Origin of the sequence: Alteromonas sp. CyTr2, assembly GCF_947311905.1 — a bacterium.
Lineage (GTDB): Bacteria > Pseudomonadota > Gammaproteobacteria > Enterobacterales > Alteromonadaceae > Alteromonas > Alteromonas macleodii.
Genome location: NZ_CAMZMZ010000001.1, coordinates 177,284 through 196,063, shown reverse-complemented (window position 1 = coordinate 196,063; position 18,780 = coordinate 177,284). Strand labels below are relative to the sequence as shown.

Genomic DNA, 18,780 nt, shown 5'->3' with positions numbered 1-18,780 from the left:
ACATCGCAATAGTGGTTATGCACGCACCTACATTTTTGTGGCACGATTTTGAAACCTTTGGCACCAGCCCACAAAAAGATCTCCCCTGCCAATTCGCTGCAGTAAGAACTGATATGGATTTAAATGTGATTGGTAAACCCATAAATATCATGAGCGCCATTGCGAATGATTATTTACCACATCCAGAAGCGTGTTTGGTGACCGGCATAACACCGCAGCAAACCATTCGCGACGGTTCTAACGAAGCTGATTTCGCCGCGCGAATTTATCAGGAAATGTCGACGCCAAATACCTGTAGTGTGGGCTTTAACAGTATCCGATTCGACGATGAAGTTTCCCGCTACCTGTTTTATAGAAACTTTTACGACCCATATTCACGTGAATGGCGAAATGGCAATAGCCGTTGGGATATAATCGATTTAGCGCGAGCGTGCTATGCACTGAGACCCGATGGTATTAATTGGCCACGCCGAGAAGATGGTGCACCAAGCTTTAAACTTGAGGCGTTAACTGCTGCTAATAATATAGGCCACGAAAACGCTCACGATGCTTTGAGTGACGTCTACGCCACAATAGCGCTTGCTAAACTGATAAAAGAAAAGCAGCCTCGCCTTTTCGATTATGCGCTGTCGTTACGCAATAAACACACGGTTATGCAGCAAATTGATCTCACTAAATCATCGGTATTGCTTCATATCTCGTCTAAACTCCCTGCCTCTCAAGGCTGTTGCACTTGGGTTATGCCTGTGGCAAAGCACCCAACCAACAGCAACGCATTTATCGCTATCGATTTATCGCATGACATTGACAGTTTAGTGAATGACACACCAGAAGAGATTAGACAGGCGCTTTATGCCCCGTCAGATACATTTGACGATGCGTTAGAAAGACCCGGGCTTAAGCTCATTCACGTCAACCGCTCACCGTTTATTACCACAGCTAAAGCAATGACAGAAGACAATGCCGCACGACTAGGACTGGATCGCGAGCGCTGCTTAGACAATTACAAAGTACTTGCCAGTATGCCCGAACTGGCCACTAAAATCGTAGATGTCTATGATGACGACATTCAAAGTGGTGAACTGGATATAGATCACGCGCTATATAGTGGTGGGTTTCTTAATGACGAAGACAGAAGGTGGTGTGAGCGTGTAATTGAAGCACAGCCCGATGATTTAGCCACTCTGAGTGAAAAAACACAGCACGAAGGGCTCAGAAAGCAGCTATTTCGATACCGCGCTAGAAATTATCCTAATACGCTGACCGCAGATGAAATGACCAGGTGGCAGCATCATCGCCAAGCTCGCCTGACTGATTCAGCTTTTCACGGCTCAATCACATTAGAAAACTATATGATGCGGTTGGAATCACTGGCGCATGAACACAGCGACAATCCTGAGAAGCAGGCCATTTTACGCGCACTTTACCAATATGCCGAAAACCTTTGACGGGCGTTTTAGAACGCCTTAAATTAGTAGATGAAAAAAATAGACAGGCCGAGAAAAAGTCAACGTCAAGTAATCGATAGATGCCGCCGATAAAAAGAATACACGTGCGCAAGGGAACAAAGAAGTTATGAATGGCGTAACAATAAGCTTCGACAAATCAAGAACCTACATTAACTTACAGTTAAATCCTTCTGATTTCACGTCAGAAGTTGATAGTAGGGAAATAAGAAAGCAACTAGAGAGCGGTGAAACTAAGCGGCTGTATGTTTCTGAAAAAGCGTTAAAGTCGGCCTGTGATACAGCTAATCATTATTTTAAGACGGGTGATAGCACTGTCGTTCAGGAACGCATTGGCGAGCGCAAAAATGCTGAAATTGAATTTCGCATTCCCGAGGATGGGATGCAGGCGAACCTTGTTCTGACCACACCCTATGGCGGTAAACTTCCCTCATTAAGTACCGTTAAATCTCTAGCAGTAAAAAACAGAATCATTCGTGGCTTAAGCACCAAAACCATTGAATCTATGCTTACCCAAGCAAGGCAGTCTCCTCCAGGCACAGTACTAGAACAAATTGTCGCGAAGGGCCTACCAGCTAGAAATGGCAAAAACTCAAAGTTTATTCCCCTGGTACCAAACGCACTTGAAAGGGTGTTAAAACCCCAGACGGGTGATGGCGAGCGCGTGGACATGCGTAATTTAGGCGAAGTTATTTGCGTTAAAGTGAACACGCCTGTGCTGAGAAGAACCGAGCCAACTCAGGGCCGTTCTGGCTTCGATATCAAAGGGAATAAAATTCCAGCCGTTGCGGGCGAATGGGTTAACTTTAAAATGGGCAGCGGCACCGTGGTGTCCGACAGCGACGCCAATTTATTAATGTCTGCAATTTCTGGTATGCCGAAATACCGAGACCAGATAATGAACATTGACGATACCTTCATTTGTAGCGGCGTGAACGTTGGCTCTGGGCACGTGAATTACGAAGGTGCAGTATTGGTAAACGGCGATGTTACAGAGAAAATGCAGATCAAGGCCGCTGGAGATGTAACCATTAACGGCTTTGTGGAGTCGGCGTATATCGAGTCTGGCGGCGACATCATCATTACCGAAGGCGCGATGGGTAAAGTTAACGATACCCAAGGTGAATTCCAATGCCAATTAGTCGCAGCCGGCAGTATCCACGTTCAACACGGTCAAGGCATTGATATTCAATGTAGCGGTAATATTACCGTTGGTCGTCAGTTGGCGTATAGTCGCCTGCGTTGCGGCGGCGCAGTCATAGTTGGACAAATTGATAAGCCCATGGGAAATCTATTTGCTTGTGACATTATCAGCCAAGATCGCGTTGAAGCTGGCACTTTAGGCGCTGTATCTGGCAGTACGTTGAAAGTTGATTTTAGCCCAGGCTTTAACCAATTGTTAGAGCGCAAAGACTCTTTAGATGAATTGTTGAAGCAAATTCGCGAAAACAATCTTAAACACAAAGAAAAGATTAACCTTATTCAAGGTAAGAAAGTACCTAAAGAGCTTCAACGTAAAGTAGCTGAAGCGTTAGAGCTTTTTAACAATGAGAGCGCATTGCTGGAGTGGCTTGAAAACAAAGCCAACGACGTCAAAGCAGCAAAAGAAAACTACCAATCAGATATAAAACTTATCGCAAACAAACGTCTTTATCCCGGGGTCTCGGCGAAGCTTAATAACCGTAACTGGCGTTCTGAGCGAGAATACGACAGGGCGCAAATTCGTTACGATTCGCACCAATGGCACTACGACCCTTTAATTTGACCTAACTAGTTCACTGAAGTTACTGTGCCACAGTTACGTTGCCATACCCTTGGCGCTTTGACTGGTACAGTGCCTTCATGGTGCGTTCAAACCACTCTGTGAATTCCTCAGACTCCCTGAGTTCAGATAAACCCATGGCCGTTTTAAAGCTCTCGACAAGCGAGTGATGGGTAGAAATGCAGTCTAACAATCTGTCTGCAAGGTTTTTAGCTGCGTTTAACTCGGTTTGAGGGCACAAGATAATGAACTGTTCACCGCTAAAACGCGAAACAACATCGACTTCTCGAACGGTATTTAGACAATTCGTTGCCACGGCTTTTAGCGCCTCTTCTTTAGCCGAGGGCTCAATTGAATCTCTGTCATCGCTTACAGGGGTTAGTTCGATAACAATTAACGAAGCCGTAGTGTGAAATCGATGGAAACGTGAGATTTCTTCTTCCGCACGCTGGATCATATGGTTGCGGTTATATAGCCCCGTTACCGTGTCGTGAGCAGACAAGAAAGCAAGGGTCTTGTTCTTTTCTAACAAGGTTGCTTGTAACGCACCTATTTCCTCGTTTTTCTGGTTAATAATACGCTTGTAGCCGCTAACGTTTCTATTTCTAAAAGTAAAAAGCAAGAAAACTAAAATGACAATCGCGGTGCTCAAAACCATAACGACATAGTTACGACTATAGCGAACTTGGACATTATTCCACTGCTTATAAATTTCTACCTTTCGCGTTTCTGGGATACGCTCAATGGCAAAGTTAAGCTTGTCCACCAGGTGGCCATAGGTTTTGTTCACACCAAAAGCTAATGAGTCGAAGGGCTCGGCGTAACCAACAATATTGAGGTCTTTCAACTTCAAATTATTGATGTGCATATTCACGCTCATTAATGAGCCCACCATTACATCAAACTCATCATTCGCCAGCTGCTTTAGCCCTTCTTCTTCAGACGGAATAAGCTTTAAACGTAACCCCGGATAGTGTCGTGAAATATATTCAACTTGGCGATAACCCTGAACAATCCCTACTACTCGATTTCCCACTCCAGCGTAGCCTTGTATCATTGGCATTCCAGACTTAGCCACCAGTACATTGGGCGCTTCAAAATACGGCACGCTAAAGTCGAGGAACTGCTTTCGATAGTCTGAAGTATTTAGCATGGGGATAACTTGGCATTTCCCCTGCTGAACGTACTCTAGGCTCTGTTGCCAGCTCTCAGTGGGCACTAGGGTAAACGTTAATTCAGATAGTTCAGCAATCAGTTGCATATACTGAGCAGAAACCCCCACATGGATACCGTTTCTGATTGCTTCGTAAGGCGCCCAGTTAGGATCTATACAGTACGTTACATTATTAGATTGTTCAGATGCCGCCTTTTGACCAGCTTCTGCTTGTAGGAGCGCGCTATAACAATTCGCTCCTACAAACAACATGGTACAAAGCAGATATTTTTTTATTTTTTTCAACTGCACACCCAAAACATGTGAAGATATCGATGACAACCGCGAAGTATTAAGCGTAAATTCAAAAATTGCAATTATTTAGCTGATAATCTCGCTTTTCAGCTAGGTAACGCTCTGTCTTTGCTGAAACTCATCGATTTCATAGCGCTTTTTATTCATAATTTTGGTAAGGCTTGCCACCGCTTTTTCAATATCGACGAAACTTAAATACAATGGCGCAAAACCTATTCGCAGAATATTTGGTGCACGGAAATCTGCAATCACCCCCTCAGCGATCCACGCTTGGCAAATGGCGTAAGCGTGGTCGTGAGCGAAAGCTAGCTGACTACCTCGATTATCAATATTGGGGCTTACAATGGAAAATTTGTCCAGAAGACCTGCGCGCTTGGCTTCAGCGATGAAAAATGCCTGTAGCTTTTTGGATTTTTCATCAATAGCTTTAAGTGATACATCTTCAAATACGTCTAATGCCGCATCTAAAATGCTCATTCCAATAATTCCTGGCGTACCGCACAAGTTTTGCTTCACAGAATTGTCGCCAGCGTAATCAGGGGAAAATGAGAAAGGCGAGCTGTGCCCCATCCAACCAGACAAAGGTTGTTGATACTGTGCTTGATGTCGTTTAGCGACATAGATAAACGCTGGCGCACCAGGGCCGCCATTTAGATATTTGTAGGTACAGCCGACTGCAAAGTCCACATTACATGCGTCTAGGCTGACAGGAAATGCTCCAGCACTGTGCGCTAAATCCCACAAAGTTAAAATGCCTTTTTGATGGGCTTGCTCGGTAATGGTTTGCATATCGAGTTTGTTGCCACTTCTGAAATTTACCTGTGTCAGCATCAGTACGGCAATATCATCAGTTAGCTGTGATCCAATACATGCTTCGTCAACATAGCGAATACTGTAATCGCTGCCTAGTAAGTCAAGCAGGCCTTGCACCATGTAAATGTCGGTAGGAAAATTATCGCGGGTCGTCGCTATTACCTTGCGACTTGGGTGCATTTTCAACGCCGCACTTAATACTTTAAACAGATTAATAGAAATGGAGTCACAACAAATAACTTGGCCACTTTTAGCGCCAATCAGGCCGCCAATCTTATCACCCACTATTTGAGGTAGATGGATCCACTGATGCTTGTTCCAGCTTGTAATGAGCCCCTTTCCCCACTGTTCATTGACAACTTCGTCAGCTCGCTGTTTCGCAGCCTTAGGAAGAGGTCCTAGCGAATTCCCGTCTAAATAGACCGTATTAGCGGGAAGCGAAAACGCCTGCGCCTTGTCACGGAGTGGATCTTTAATATCAAGTTGTTCAGCTGAAAAAACCTTATTCATCATGTTCACTAATAACCTCAAGTAAAGCATCAAAGGATGTTGATTCAGGGTGAAGCCAATCGAAATGGCCACCATTTTTAATTATTTTTGGGTTGGTTCCAGATAATACAGCGTGGCGCGCTGGCACTATACTATCAGCATCGCCTTGGAGTAGTGTAATTGGCAAACTGCCATGGGTTGGGCGTGGTGTCGCCCTTTGATATGCGGTTGGAACATCTTCAGGCGTTCCATTCATGAATTTCGCTGTAGCCGACTGGCAGCTGTTATGTCCCATGGCATAGGACTGGATGTCCGTAATTGCCGCTAACCCGATAATCCGTTTTATGTTTGCGCGCGATAGGCTCAAGGATGACGAAGAAAGACGTTGCGCAGCAAGCAGAGCTAAGTGCCCACCAGCAGAATGCCCCGCAATGTAAATGTTAGTGTAGCGCCCTTCGTTCTCTATTCGTTTTAAGGCTGTACTTATTGCTTGTGTCACGTCGTCTAAACTACCGGGCCAGCCACCGCCTTCATCACCTACGCGCCGATACTCTGTTACGTAGACACCCATCCCAAGCTCTGCTAAAGCATGATACATCCCTTTCGCATGTTCGTAACCGTAGGCATTAAGCCAACACCCACCGTGAATAAATATTAACGCTTTATCAGCATACATTTCGTTCGTAGACGAACGTCCGTGCCAAGTATAAATCGTTTGTAATGGGTCATCGCCGTAGCTGAATTGTTCATCAGCTTCGCTTGTTGGCAAGACACCCAACGCTGAATAAGGCACCTGGCTTATTTTCTTGGGGTAAATAGCTGACGATTCACTGTTTGCGTGGGCGCTTGTTGGCAAGACACCCAACGCTGAATAAGGCACCTGGCTTATTTTCTTGGGGTAAATAGCTGACGATTCACTGTTTGCGTGGGCGCTTGTTGGCAAGACACCCAACGCTGAATAAGGCACCTGGCTTATTTTCTTGGGGTAAATAGCTGACGATTCACTGTTTGCGTGGGCGCTTGTTGGCAAGACACCCAACGCTGAATAAGGCACCTGGCTTATTTTCTTGGGGTAAATAGCTGACGATTCACTGTTTGCGTGGGCGCTTGTTGGCAAGACACCCAACGCTGAATAAGGCACCTGGCTTATTTTCTTGGGGTAAATAGCTGACGATTCACTGTTTGCGTGGGCACTGTTGGCATGGGTGTCATCCGAAGTCTTTTTTTCTTCGTTAGTGTGGGTGTCTTCCGAAACAGCGTTGTTAGAAACATCAACGGTTGATTGAGTTTCGTGAAGCGCAGACAGAGTTAAGTCATCGTGGGTGTCTTCAGTACTCGATAAAGAACGTGATTCCTCGTAGTGAGTGCCATTGTTATCGTGGGTGTCTACGTAAGTCGAGTTTACTGAAAACGATGAGTCAGCTTGGACTTTCGTAACAAGCGTTATAGTGGATAGGGCAACCGCAAGGGTTATAGAATTGATAACGTTAGTCACTGTCTTCATGCTTTTGTATTTTTCTTTATATTGAACCACAGAGCGAAATCAATGTGATTAGGCTCCGTGATTAAATATTTTACATATTTGCCATCTATAGCTATAGCGGCTTAGAGCATTTCAACGGCAAGCGCTACACCCTCACCACCACCAATACATAAAGATGCGATACCTTTGCGACCACCGCGTTGCTTAAGCGCGTGAAGTAGTGTTACCAAAATGCGTGCACCAGAGGCTCCAATTGGGTGACCCAATGCACAAGCGCCGCCTTTTACGTTTACTTTACTTTCATCTAATCCAAGCTTCTTGACAGCCAACATGGTTACCATGGCGAAGGCTTCGTTAATTTCGAAAAGATCGACTTCTTCTTTCGTCCAACCTGCTTTATCCAGCACTTTTTCCATAGCGCCAACAGGCGCAACAGTGAAGTTTTCAGGTTCAATAGAATTTGTAGCGTGAGCAACCACGCGCGCAAGCGGTGCTAGACCAAGTTCATTTGCTTTGCTTTCGCTCATTACAACCAGTGCCGCTGCACCATCAGAGATTGAGCTTGAGTTAGCAGCCGTGACTGTACCGTCTTTTTTGAAAGCCGGTCTTAGTGTTGGAATTTTTTCTGGGCGAGCGGAACCTGGGCCTTCATCGGTATCAACAACAGTATCGCCCTTACGAGACGAAACTGTAACGGGTACTATTTCATCGACGAAAGTTCCGCTGTTTATTGCTTCATGTGCCTTGGAAAGCGAGCTTAGAGCAAACTCATCCATTTCACCGCGAGAAATATTTTCTTCATCAGCAGTATCCTGTGCGAAGCAGCCCATTGCTTTGCCGTCATAGGCATTTTCCAGACCGTCTAGCATCATATGATCAAGTACTTGGCCATGGCCCATACGATATCCCGTTCTAGCTTTAGGCAACATATATGGCGCATTACTCATGCTTTCCATCCCGCCTGCCACGACTGCTGTCGCACTGCCTGCTTTAATTAAGTCGTGGGCCATCATTACCGCTTTTAAGCCCGACCCGCATACTTTGTTGATAGTTGTCACACCTGCACTTAGCGGAAGCTCCGCCCCCAGTGACGCTTGTCTCGCCGGAGATTGACCAAGACCAGCAGGTAATACACACCCCATGATGACTTCATCAATTACAGAGACATCCATCTCTTCACAGGCTGCTTTAATCGCAACTTCTCCAAGTTTGGTCGCAGCAAGCGAAGACAAATTACCGTTGAAACCACCCATTGGTGTGCGCTTAGCCGCGACAATAACTACTGATTCGTTACTCATAACCGTGCCCTTAAAATTCATATAAATTATAGAGTTAAGTGAAGAAAGCTACGTAGATGTATACAAAAGTAAACACCCCTAACAGCTACAACGTCTTGCCTTCACCATGAAAAATTGACGTTAGCAAAATGTTACTTTACCTTAACGTAAAATGTAATTAACGTTAACGTAAACCTGTACTAAGTATGTGTCAACCAAACACTACGTTTTAATATAGCGGTATATAAAACCATCTACCTTAAAACGATAGTGCTATTGCAATGACACCCAACCTACTACAGAGAATTTAATTACAAAGACACCCACGTCAAAACAAGGGTGTTAAACAGCGCTGAAATACAAGGTACGTGTAATGAGCAAGTACGACGACGAAACAACATATGCAATAGGCGAACTCGCTCGAGAGTTTGACATTACTCCTCGTTCAATTCGTTTTTACGAAGAACAAGGCCTAATGTCACCGTCAAGAACGGGACAAAATCGCGTTTATCTGAACAAAGATAGAGTGCGCTTAAAGCTGATCTTGCGAGGAAAACGACTAGGATTTTCCCTTGCTGAAGTCAAAACACTGTTCGACATGTACGACACCAACCCCAATTCGGCTATTCAGTTAGAAGCCATGCTCGAAATGACTGAACAGAAAAGAGCGGTGCTTAAACAGCAGCTAGAAGACATCCAGATGTTAATGACTGAACTGGATGATGTTGAAGCACGTTGCCGTGAAGAACTCGCAGAACTCAAACGAGGAAATATCGCATGAACACCTCCTACCCTACTTTAAATTTTGGACTTGGCGAAGACATCGAGATGTTACGTGATCAGGTCTATCAATTTGCACAAAATGAGATTGCTCCTCTTGCTGAACAAGCAGACGCAGACAACCAATTCCCAAACCAATTGTGGACAAAACTTGGTGATATGGGCCTATTGGGCGTTACTGTTTCAGAGCAATATGGTGGCTCTGATATGGGCTACCTTGCGCATACTATCGCAATGGAAGAAGTTAGCCGCGCGTCAGGTGGTATCGGTTTGAGCTATGGCGCGCATTCGAACCTTTGTGTTAACCAGATCTTTAAAAACGGTAATGATGCCCAGCGTGAAAAGTATCTGCCTAAGTTAGTAAGCGGTGAACATATTGGTGCACTGGCAATGAGTGAACCCAATGCAGGTTCAGACGTTGTTAGTATGAAGTTAAAAGCTGAAAAACGCGGCAACAAATACATTCTAAACGGCAACAAGATGTGGATCACGAACGGTCCTGATGCACATACATTTGTTATCTACGCTAAGACCGACCCTAACGCAGGGCCAAGAGGGATCACAGCGTTTATCGTAGAGCGCGATTTCCCTGGCTTTAGCCGCGCACAGAAACTCGACAAACTAGGTATGCGCTCTTCTAATACCTGTGAATTAGTTTTCGAAGATTGCGAAGTACCAGCTGAGAACATTCTTGGCAAAGAAGGCGAAGGTGTTCGCGTACTTATGAGTGGCCTAGATTACGAGCGCCTTGTTTTATCAGGTGGCCCGCTAGGCATTATGCAGTCGTGCATGGATATCGTAGTACCTTACATTCACGACCGTCAGCAGTTTGGTCAATCAATTGGTCAATTCCAGCTAGTACAAGGCAAAGTAGCTGACATGTACACGCAAATGAATGCCGCACGCGCGTATGTCTACACCGTTGCACAATCATGCGATCGCGGTGAAACAACGCGAAAAGATGCTGCTGGCGCTATTCTTTACTCAGCGGAACTGGCAACCAAAATGGCATTAGATGCCATTCAGCTACTTGGTGGTAATGGCTACATCAACGAATACCCGACGGGACGCTTATTACGTGATGCCAAGCTTTATGAAATTGGCGCAGGAACGTCTGAAATTCGCCGAATGCTTATAGGCCGCGAGCTATTTAACGAATCGAAGTAATACGGAGTTCTGGGTGGAAACAAACTTCGTTTGAAACAGGGAAAGCTCAGGCATTCCCTGTGTCATTGAAATTAGGAAGACACCCACCCTACTCTATTTAAAGTAGATTTAGAAACGCTGAACTTTATTAATAGGCTAATGAATTGCAAAGACACCCACCGCAGCGCAAGCGCTTAGCATGGGTGTCTTGTTAATCATCTTGCTAACTAGTGGCTAACGCGACAGCCGTCGCCTAGGCCCAACACAAGGAGGGGTTATGCCCGTTCTTCGCTCAAGTATAAATACTAAATCCGAAACATTTATCGCAAATGCTGAACACATGCAGGCTCAGGTAAATGATCTCCTCGAAAAAATCGAACAAATTTGCCAAGGTGGCGGTGAAAAAGCGGCGGAGCGCCACGTGTCTCGAGGAAAACTTCTACCTCGCGACCGAATCAACGCACTGATTGACCCAGACACGCCCTTTCTGGAAATAGGCCAACTGGCAGCATGGGAAGTCTATGAAGACTATGTACCTTGTGCCGGAGTCGTTGCCGGTATCGGTATTGTTGCAGGTATCGAGTGTATGATTGTAGCTAACGATGCTACTGTAAAAGGCGGGACGTACTACCCCCTTACCGTGAAAAAGCACCTTCGCGCTCAGACTATCGCAGAGCAAAATAACCTACCTTGTATTTACTTAGTGGATTCAGGTGGCGCTAACTTACCTCGCCAAGATGATGTATTCCCAGATAGAGAGCACTTTGGTCGCATCTTTTTTAATCAAGCGAATATGTCTGCTAAGAATATCCCTCAAATTGCGGTAGTAATGGGTTCCTGTACAGCCGGCGGTGCTTATGTTCCCGCCATGGCTGATGAAAGCATTATCGTAAAAGAACAAGCGACTATTTTTCTAGGCGGCCCACCGCTTGTTAAAGCTGCAACAGGTGAAGTAGTTACCGCAGAAGAGCTTGGCGGTGGTGACGTTCATACTCGAATTTCGGGCGTTGCCGACCATCTCGCCAACAACGACCACCACGCGCTCTCATTAGCGCGTAATGCTGTCTCCAGACTAAACCGAAAGAAGCCAGAATGCCTGGACGTGGCCGAGGTAAAACCTCCACGCTACGACACCAAAGAAATATACGGCATTGTGCCTGCTGATAGTCGTCAGACATACGATGTAAGAGAAATCATTGCGCGTGTTGTGGATGACTCAGACTTTGATGAATTCAAACCGCTTTACGGCACAACCTTAGTTTGTGGTTTTGCGCGCATTTTCGGTTTCCCAGTAGGCATTGTGGCTAACAACGGCATACTTTTCGGTGAAAGCGCACTTAAAGGTGCGCATTTTGTCGAACTATGCGCCATGCGAAAAATCCCTCTCGTATTTTTGCAAAACATCACAGGCTTTATGGTCGGTAAGCAATACGAGCACGGCGGTATCGCAAAACACGGTGCAAAAATGGTAACCGCTGTAGCATGTGCGAATGTACCAAAGCTTACTGTCCTTATCGGCGGCAGTTTCGGTGCAGGCAACTATGGCATGTGCGGCAGAGCCTATGACCCACGCTTCCTTTTCATGTGGCCAAACGCTCGAATCTCTGTAATGGGTGGTGAACAAGCTGCAGGCGTTCTCGCCCAGGTTAAGCGCGACCAAAAAGAGCGCTCAGGCGAGTCATGGTCCCAAGAAGAGGAAAAGGCATTTAAACAACCTGTCATCGACACTTACGAAAAACAAGGGCATCCATACTATGCGTCTGCAAGGCTTTGGGATGATGGTGTTATCGACCCTGCGGACACTCGATTAGTGCTTGGCCTATCGCTTTCAGCGGCGCTTAACAAGCCTATCGAAGACACCCAATTTGGCATATTTAGAATGTAGGAGTGCAGGTAATGGAACAATCAGTGATTTACAGCGTAGATGAAAGAAACATTGCCACTGTTACTTTAAACAGAGCTGAAAAACATAATGCCTTTGACGACGAAATGATAAACGAGCTTACTCGCGTTTTTAAAAAAGCGGGGGAAGATAAAAGCGTTAGGGCACTAATCCTAAGAGCTGAAGGCAAAAGTTTCAGTGCAGGAGCCGATCTTAACTGGATGAAAAAAATGGCCAGTTATACCGAAGCGCAAAATGAAAGTGATGCACTTGCATTAGCAACCATGCTGCAGACGCTTTATAAAATGCCGAAGCCCACGATAGCAAGAGTACAAGGTGCAGCTTTTGGCGGTGCTGTTGGTTTAATTGCATGTTGCGATATTGCTATTGGAAGCAAGCTCAGTAAATTTTGCTTAAGTGAAGTTAAAATTGGCCTTATTCCAGCAACTATCAGCCCTTACGTTGTTGAAGCAATGGGCGCACGAGTATGCCGACGCTACTTCCAGACCGCTGAAGTATTTTCTGCGCGCAGAGCAAGACGACTTGGACTTTTGAGCGAATCAGTAACAGAAGACGAACTCGATAGCACTATCGACAATATTTTATCAAACATACTGAAAAACGGCCCCCAAGCAGTGGCGAAAGCAAAAGACTTAGTGCAATGGGTGTCTACGCAAGAGATTAACGATGCGCTTCTCACAAAGACGAGCAAACTTATCGCACAAGTTAGGACATCTGAAGAAGGTCAGGAAGGTCTGTCAGGCTTTTTAGAAAAGCGCAGTGCTTCATGGGTGGAGGTTAAGAATGATAAATAAATTACTAATTGCAAACCGTGGTGAAATTGCATGCCGCGTTATAAAGACAGCCAACACTCAAGGTATAAAGACGGTAGCCGTTTACTCTGACGCCGACAAAAATGCCCTTCATGTACAAATGGCTGATGAAGCTGTTTATCTAGGGCCATCTCCGTCGAAGGAAAGTTATTTACGAGGCGAGTTGATCATTGAAAAAGCAAAGGAGCTTGGTGTAGACGCTATCCACCCAGGCTACGGCTTTCTCTCAGAAAATGCTGAGTTTGCGAATCTATGCGCCAAAAACAATATTATCTTTGTAGGCCCACCAGCATCTGCAATTGAAGCGATGGGATCTAAATCAGCCGCTAAACACATTATGGAAAAAGCAGGTGTTCCTTTAGTCCCAGGCTATCACGGCGACGATCAAAGTGAAGCGGTATTGAAAGGCGCTGCCGATGATATGGGCTACCCAGTCCTATTAAAAGCCGCTGCTGGCGGTGGCGGTAAAGGTATGCGCCAAGTTTGGAGTGAAAAAGAGTTTTCTCAAGCATTAAACGCAGCCAAACGTGAATCTATGGCGAGCTTTGGTGACGACCACATGCTGGTTGAAAAGTACCTGACGCGCCCTCGCCATGTTGAAATTCAAGTTTTCTGTGACACCCATGGCAACGGCGTATACCTTTTTGAACGTGATTGTTCAGTTCAACGCCGACACCAAAAGATTATTGAAGAAGCCCCTGCCCCCAACATGTCTCAGTCAGTGAGAGAAAAAATGGGTGAAGCGGCGATACTCGCGGCGAAAGCCATTAACTACGTAGGTGCGGGAACGGTTGAGTTTTTACTTGATGAAGACGATTCATTTTACTTCATGGAAATGAATACACGCTTGCAAGTAGAGCATCCTGTAACAGAAATGATCACCCGTGAGGACTTGGTTCACTGGCAATTAACTATTGCCGAAGGAAAGCCCCTTCCCAAACAACAAAATGAACTCACCTTAACAGGACACGCATTCGAAGCGCGCATTTATGCTGAAGATCCAAACAACGAGTTTTTGCCTTCTACCGGCACGCTGTGCCTTTTACGTACGCCAAAAGAAAACGACGTAGTTCGCGTTGACACAGGTGTCGTTGAAGGTGATGAGGTAAGCGTTTTTTACGACCCTATGATTGCTAAGCTCGTGGTTTGGGGAGAGAACCGTGAGATAGCGCTCAAACGCCTAATTAGTGCATTGGGTGACTACTATATTGACGGTGTAAGCACAAACATCGACTTCTTAAAGCGTGTCGCTACACACCCTGCGTTCGTTGCCGCTGAGCTTACAACTACGTTTGTGGAGAAACACCATGATTCGTTGTTTAGCGCGACAAGTGAGGATGCAGCTAGCGATGACACCCAAGTAAACATTCCTGTGATGGCATTGCTTTCACTTTTAAATAGAAAAGTTTCTAGAAGCGATAAAACCCCATCTGTTTGGTCAACCGCCGGTGCGTGGCGTGCTAACGCAAATCACACAGAAACTCTCACCTTGCTTTGCAACCAAGAAGAAGTGCATGTTGGGGTCAAACACCAGCGTCACGGAACTGAAGATGCTTGGGAGCTATCTGTTGGAGACAATTCCTATAACGTTAAAGGCAAGCTGGTAGATAGTGCTTTGCATGCAACAATTAATGGGTACAAATCAACATTTACGTATTCAGATAATGATGGCGTGTTTACACTCTTCAACAAAGACACCCATGCTAAGTTCACCCTAATCTCAGCATCTCTTGGTGATGATAACGATGATAATGGCGACGCTAATTTCAGTGCCCCGATGAACGGAACCATAGTGGCGCATTTGGTCGAAAAGGGTGTGTTGGTCAAAAAAGGGGAGCCTATACTAGTTATGGAAGCGATGAAAATGGAGCACAGCATCATTGCCCCGCACGATGGTGCAGTGGAAGAGTTCTTTTTCAATCCCGGTGAACTAGTTGACGGTGGCGCAACACTGTTGGCGTTCTCCACTAAAGAAGCTGCCGAGGTTTGATGTGATGTTTCCTAAAGAAGTGAGTATTGTTGAAGTAGGTCCTCGAGATGGCCTTCAGAATGAAAAGCAGGCCTTAAGCGCCGAACAAAAGATTGAACTTATTCAACTTCTTTCTAAAACTGGCCTTAACCGAATCGAAGCAGGAAGCTTTGTATCGCCCAAATGGGTGCCTCAAATGGCGAACTCGGATGCGGTGTTTAAGGCGCTTAGCCCCGAAGACAAGATTCATTATTCTGCATTGACACCCAACCTTAAGGGCTTGGAGGCAGCTATTGAAGCGGGAGCGAAAGAGGTTGCAGTATTCGGCGCTGCCTCTGAGTCCTTTTCACAAAAGAACATTAACTGTTCTATAAGCGAGAGCTTAAAGCGTTTCGAGGCAGTGTTTGACCTAGCAAGCGAAAACAAAATCAAAGTGAGGGGCTACGTTTCATGTGTAATGGGGTGTCCTTATGAAGGTGGAATTTCACCTAGTGCCGTTACACAGGTGAGTAAGGAACTTATTGACATGGGGTGTTACGAAGTATCCCTTGGCGATACTATCGGCGTAGGCACACCAATGTCTACAAGACAACTATTAGATGAAGTATTGAAAGAGATTAATGTCAGCAAAGTTGCCGCCCATTTTCATGATACTTATGGACAAGCGCTAGTGAATTTATACACTGCCCTTGGATACGGCATCTCATCAATTGATTCAGCTGTTGCAGGACTTGGAGGCTGCCCGTATGCCAAAGGTGCAAGTGGGAATGTTGCAACTGAAGACGTCCTATATATGTTGAACGGTATGGGTATATCAACAGGTATAGACATGACGAAGTTGTTAAAAGCGTCTTCTTACATTTCAGAACTTTTAGGCCGCTCTCCCGTGTCGAAAGTAGCTAATGCGCTTCTAGCAAAATAAAAAACTGATGGGGGGATGCGGCAATGCGCCCCCTCTACCCTCTAAGAAAGACACCCACCCTAATTGTGAAGTTTCACGTAAAATCACCGTTTATGTAATGGATGTCTTTATAAGTTTATAGGCACAAACTCATAAATACATTCTTTCACGCTCAGCAAGTTAGCTTTGCAATGGATGTCTCTTCAAATATTCATTGCTTTTCAGCGAAAAGTCTTACGTTGGGTGTCTCTTCTAGAACAAAACAAGTCCATCGGTCAGGTCACAACTGAATATTCACAATGCTAAGGTCACACAATGACTAATTACCTTGCATTTATCTAACATGGCTCAAAGCAGAAAATCCCTCATTAGTTTAAAAGATACACCCTACTATCATTGTATATCTCGCTGCGTGCGCCGTAGCTACCTCTGCGGGTACGACCGAAACAATAGAGTTAGTTACGAGCATCGAAAATCGTGGGTAGAACAACGGCTGTTATTTTTGAGCCGGGTATTCGCGATAGATATTTGTGCTTACGCTGTTATGAGTAACCATGTCCATATCGTTTTATGCGTGAATAAAGAGGCAGCGCTCTCATGGTCATTACAAACTGTGTTACATCAATGGCATAAAATGCACAAAGGAACCGTACTTACTCAAAAGTTTATGAAGGGCGAGATCTTGAGCGAAAGTGAGTATGAGACAGTTAAAAGTACTGCTGATGTGTATAGAAAAAGGCTCTACGACATAAGCTGGTTCATGAGAAATTTAAACGAGTATATTGCGAGAAAAGCAAACGAAGAGGACGATTGTACTGGCAGATTTTGGGAAGGTCGCTTCCGTTCACAAGCATTGCTAACAGAAAAAGCTCTACTTTCATGTATGGCATATGTTGACTTAAACCCTATACGCGCAAAGGTCGCAACGGGCTTACAAGACTCATATCACACAAGCATTAATAAAAGATTGAACACGAGTATTTCACAAAACAAGACAATAAAAGGGTTAATGCCATTAAAGAGCCACCAACGATGTAGAAACACTCGCGGCTTAGATTTCACATTGAATGACTATTGCGATCTTCTTAACCAGTCAATCCAACTGTTGCGCAACACCGATTCGATAGCCGCTCAAACGAGACCCATTCAACATGTAAAACCTCTTGGTGTATGCCAACATCATTGGCATCACATTATCAGTGATTTCGAAAACGTGTTTTCAGTCGCGGCAGGAGACGGTTCATCTATGCGGAAGTTCCAAGCAAATACTAAAAGAAAACGAATGGCCAAAATATCTTCGGCAGCGATATGCTTTGACTAAACCATTCTACTTCTCGTCAGGTAAGATAACAGTAATGATAATTGCCAGTAACAGCATACCAGCCATAATATAAACCACTGAAAAGGTTAAAACAGGGGTTAATGCAGCGTAAAGTGCACCGAATGCTAATAAAATCATACCTATAGCCGTGTTTGAGAAGCCAACCAGCTCTGTTCGTTCATGGCCTTCTTTAACATCTAAACTATATGTTTTCCGTCCGGTTCTTACGCCAGCATGGGATACCGATAACAAGAAAAACAACAGTGCAGAGGTTACAATCGTCGTCGTTTGCAATGTAAGCAAACCAATGCATGAAATTATTGCGAGTACCCCTGAAATTTGGAGTGTTAATTTTGCGCTTTTGTCTGCAATCTTTCCCCAAATTATTGATGATAAAAGAGCAGCAATTGCTTCGGCTCCTATATAAATAGGAAGCAGCTCTTTTACATCTCCATTTTTTTCTATCATAAAATAAGGCGCAACCAAGGCTGAGTGAACGAAAAGCCCTCTTACCAAAATGAATTTGTAAACCGTGGCGTCGAAGTCAATACTAAACGCTTTCTCCTCTTTATCACCCACATCTACCGTCGTTTTAACAGGCCATACACATATAAGGGTCAAAACAAATGATAAAAGACTCCCGCACAAGACTATCAGCAGCACGTTCGAAGAAAGAGAGCCGTCGTAAATTGTCAAAGGTATAGCGATAACAAGGGTGACCATGCCTGAAACGGTAGATGCAATTCCGATTAGGTTACCCCGCTCTCCTTTCTTAGCTACGTCAGCCTCCATATCTTTCACGGTAAGAGAACAGGCAGAGCGACCCAGGCTCAAGAAGACAAGGGAAATAAGTATCAAGGTACCCGCCAAGCCCCCTGAAAATAAAATGACCGCGAGCAGCATACAGAAAACTGAAAGCGTTTGTGTGAGCATACCGACACGCCAAACCAAGTGCCGCTGAGTATGTTTTCGAAGATAAATGCTAATAAGTACTTGAGGCAGAAGCGCGCCCGACTCTCTAATTGGAACCAGCCAGCCTATCATCCAAACTGGTGCGCCGATGCTAATAAGAAGTGCGGTCAAGGTTGTTTTAGCAGAGATCAGTAGGTCGGCTAGTTTATTAAGCGAAAGGCCTGTAATAAGTAATTTTTTTTGTTTCATGGAAGGTAAGCATGCACCGCAATTCGATT

The 18,780-nt window shown here is 45.0% G+C and carries 14 protein-coding genes; 9 read left to right on the top strand and 5 right to left on the bottom strand.

What is annotated here, in order from left to right; all coding sequences use genetic code 11:
• The first annotated feature begins 17 nt into the window (after positions 1 to 17).
• Together sbcB and QME20_RS00850 are read left to right on the top strand one after the other, a co-directional pair.
• Positions 18 to 1,448, top strand: coding sequence for an exodeoxyribonuclease I (sbcB, locus tag QME20_RS00855; RefSeq protein WP_187446446.1), 1,431 nt, complete (start codon positions 18 to 20; stop codon positions 1,446 to 1,448).
• Positions 1,449 to 1,575: 127 nt separating this feature from the next.
• A complete protein-coding gene (locus tag QME20_RS00850; protein ID WP_014976276.1) occupies positions 1,576 to 3,231 on the top strand; it encodes a FapA family protein in 1,656 nt (551 codons plus the stop codon).
• A 19-nt stretch (positions 3,232 to 3,250) separates the two neighbouring features.
• On the opposite strand, the gene QME20_RS00845 is transcribed toward QME20_RS00850, so the two are convergent.
• The 4 genes from QME20_RS00845 to QME20_RS00830 all read right to left on the bottom strand — a co-directional run bounded on the left by QME20_RS00845 (position 3,251) and on the right by QME20_RS00830 (position 8,779).
• Entirely contained in the window at positions 3,251 to 4,654 is a 1,404-nt protein-coding gene (locus QME20_RS00845; RefSeq protein ID WP_187446458.1) for a transporter substrate-binding domain-containing protein, read from the bottom strand.
• Positions 4,655 to 4,786: 132 nt separating this feature from the next.
• Positions 4,787 to 6,022, bottom strand: coding sequence for a kynureninase (gene kynU / locus QME20_RS00840; RefSeq protein ID WP_187446445.1), 1,236 nt, complete (start codon positions 6,020 to 6,022; stop codon positions 4,787 to 4,789).
• Positions 6,012 to 7,502: an alpha/beta hydrolase gene (locus QME20_RS00835; RefSeq protein ID WP_281715255.1), complete on the bottom strand. Its 1,491-nt coding sequence runs from the start codon at positions 7,500 to 7,502 to the stop codon at positions 6,012 to 6,014. Before QME20_RS00835 ends, kynU begins: the two co-directional genes overlap by 11 nt.
• A 101-nt stretch (positions 7,503 to 7,603) precedes the next feature.
• Positions 7,604 to 8,779 (bottom strand): acetyl-CoA C-acyltransferase, encoded by a 1,176-nt coding sequence (locus QME20_RS00830; protein ID WP_049586525.1) that lies wholly within the window; start codon positions 8,777 to 8,779, stop codon positions 7,604 to 7,606.
• Positions 8,780 to 9,131: 352 nt separating this feature from the next.
• Here QME20_RS00830 and QME20_RS00825 point away from each other — a divergent pair, with 352 nt between their 5' ends.
• From QME20_RS00825 to QME20_RS00795, 7 genes are all read left to right on the top strand, one after another.
• Positions 9,132 to 9,539 (top strand): MerR family DNA-binding transcriptional regulator, encoded by a 408-nt coding sequence (locus tag QME20_RS00825; protein WP_014949161.1) that lies wholly within the window; start codon positions 9,132 to 9,134, stop codon positions 9,537 to 9,539.
• Entirely contained in the window at positions 9,536 to 10,705 is a 1,170-nt protein-coding gene (locus QME20_RS00820; protein WP_049586522.1) for an isovaleryl-CoA dehydrogenase, read from the top strand. Before QME20_RS00825 ends, QME20_RS00820 begins: the two co-directional genes overlap by 4 nt.
• 256 nt (positions 10,706 to 10,961) lie before the next feature.
• Positions 10,962 to 12,569, top strand: coding sequence for a carboxyl transferase domain-containing protein (locus QME20_RS00815; protein WP_039229963.1), 1,608 nt, complete (start codon positions 10,962 to 10,964; stop codon positions 12,567 to 12,569).
• A gap of 11 nt (positions 12,570 to 12,580) precedes the next feature.
• Positions 12,581 to 13,381: an enoyl-CoA hydratase/isomerase family protein gene (locus tag QME20_RS00810; protein WP_281715254.1), complete on the top strand. Its 801-nt coding sequence runs from the start codon at positions 12,581 to 12,583 to the stop codon at positions 13,379 to 13,381.
• Positions 13,371 to 15,389, top strand: a complete 2,019-nt coding sequence (locus QME20_RS00805; protein WP_281715253.1) for an acetyl/propionyl/methylcrotonyl-CoA carboxylase subunit alpha — start codon at positions 13,371 to 13,373, stop codon at positions 15,387 to 15,389. The genes QME20_RS00810 and QME20_RS00805 overlap by 11 nt, the downstream gene beginning before the upstream one ends.
• Positions 15,390 to 15,393: 4 nt before the next feature.
• Positions 15,394 to 16,290 (top strand): hydroxymethylglutaryl-CoA lyase, encoded by an 897-nt coding sequence (locus QME20_RS00800; protein ID WP_281715300.1) that lies wholly within the window; start codon positions 15,394 to 15,396, stop codon positions 16,288 to 16,290.
• A 613-nt stretch (positions 16,291 to 16,903) separates the two neighbouring features.
• Positions 16,904 to 17,590: a hypothetical protein gene (locus tag QME20_RS00795; protein ID WP_231514273.1), complete on the top strand. Its 687-nt coding sequence runs from the start codon at positions 16,904 to 16,906 to the stop codon at positions 17,588 to 17,590.
• Positions 17,591 to 17,596: 6 nt separating this feature from the next.
• On the opposite strand, the gene QME20_RS00790 is transcribed toward QME20_RS00795, so the two are convergent.
• Positions 17,597 to 18,751, bottom strand: a complete 1,155-nt coding sequence (locus QME20_RS00790; RefSeq protein WP_281715252.1) for an MFS transporter — start codon at positions 18,749 to 18,751, stop codon at positions 17,597 to 17,599.
• Positions 18,752 to 18,780 lie beyond the last annotated feature (29 nt).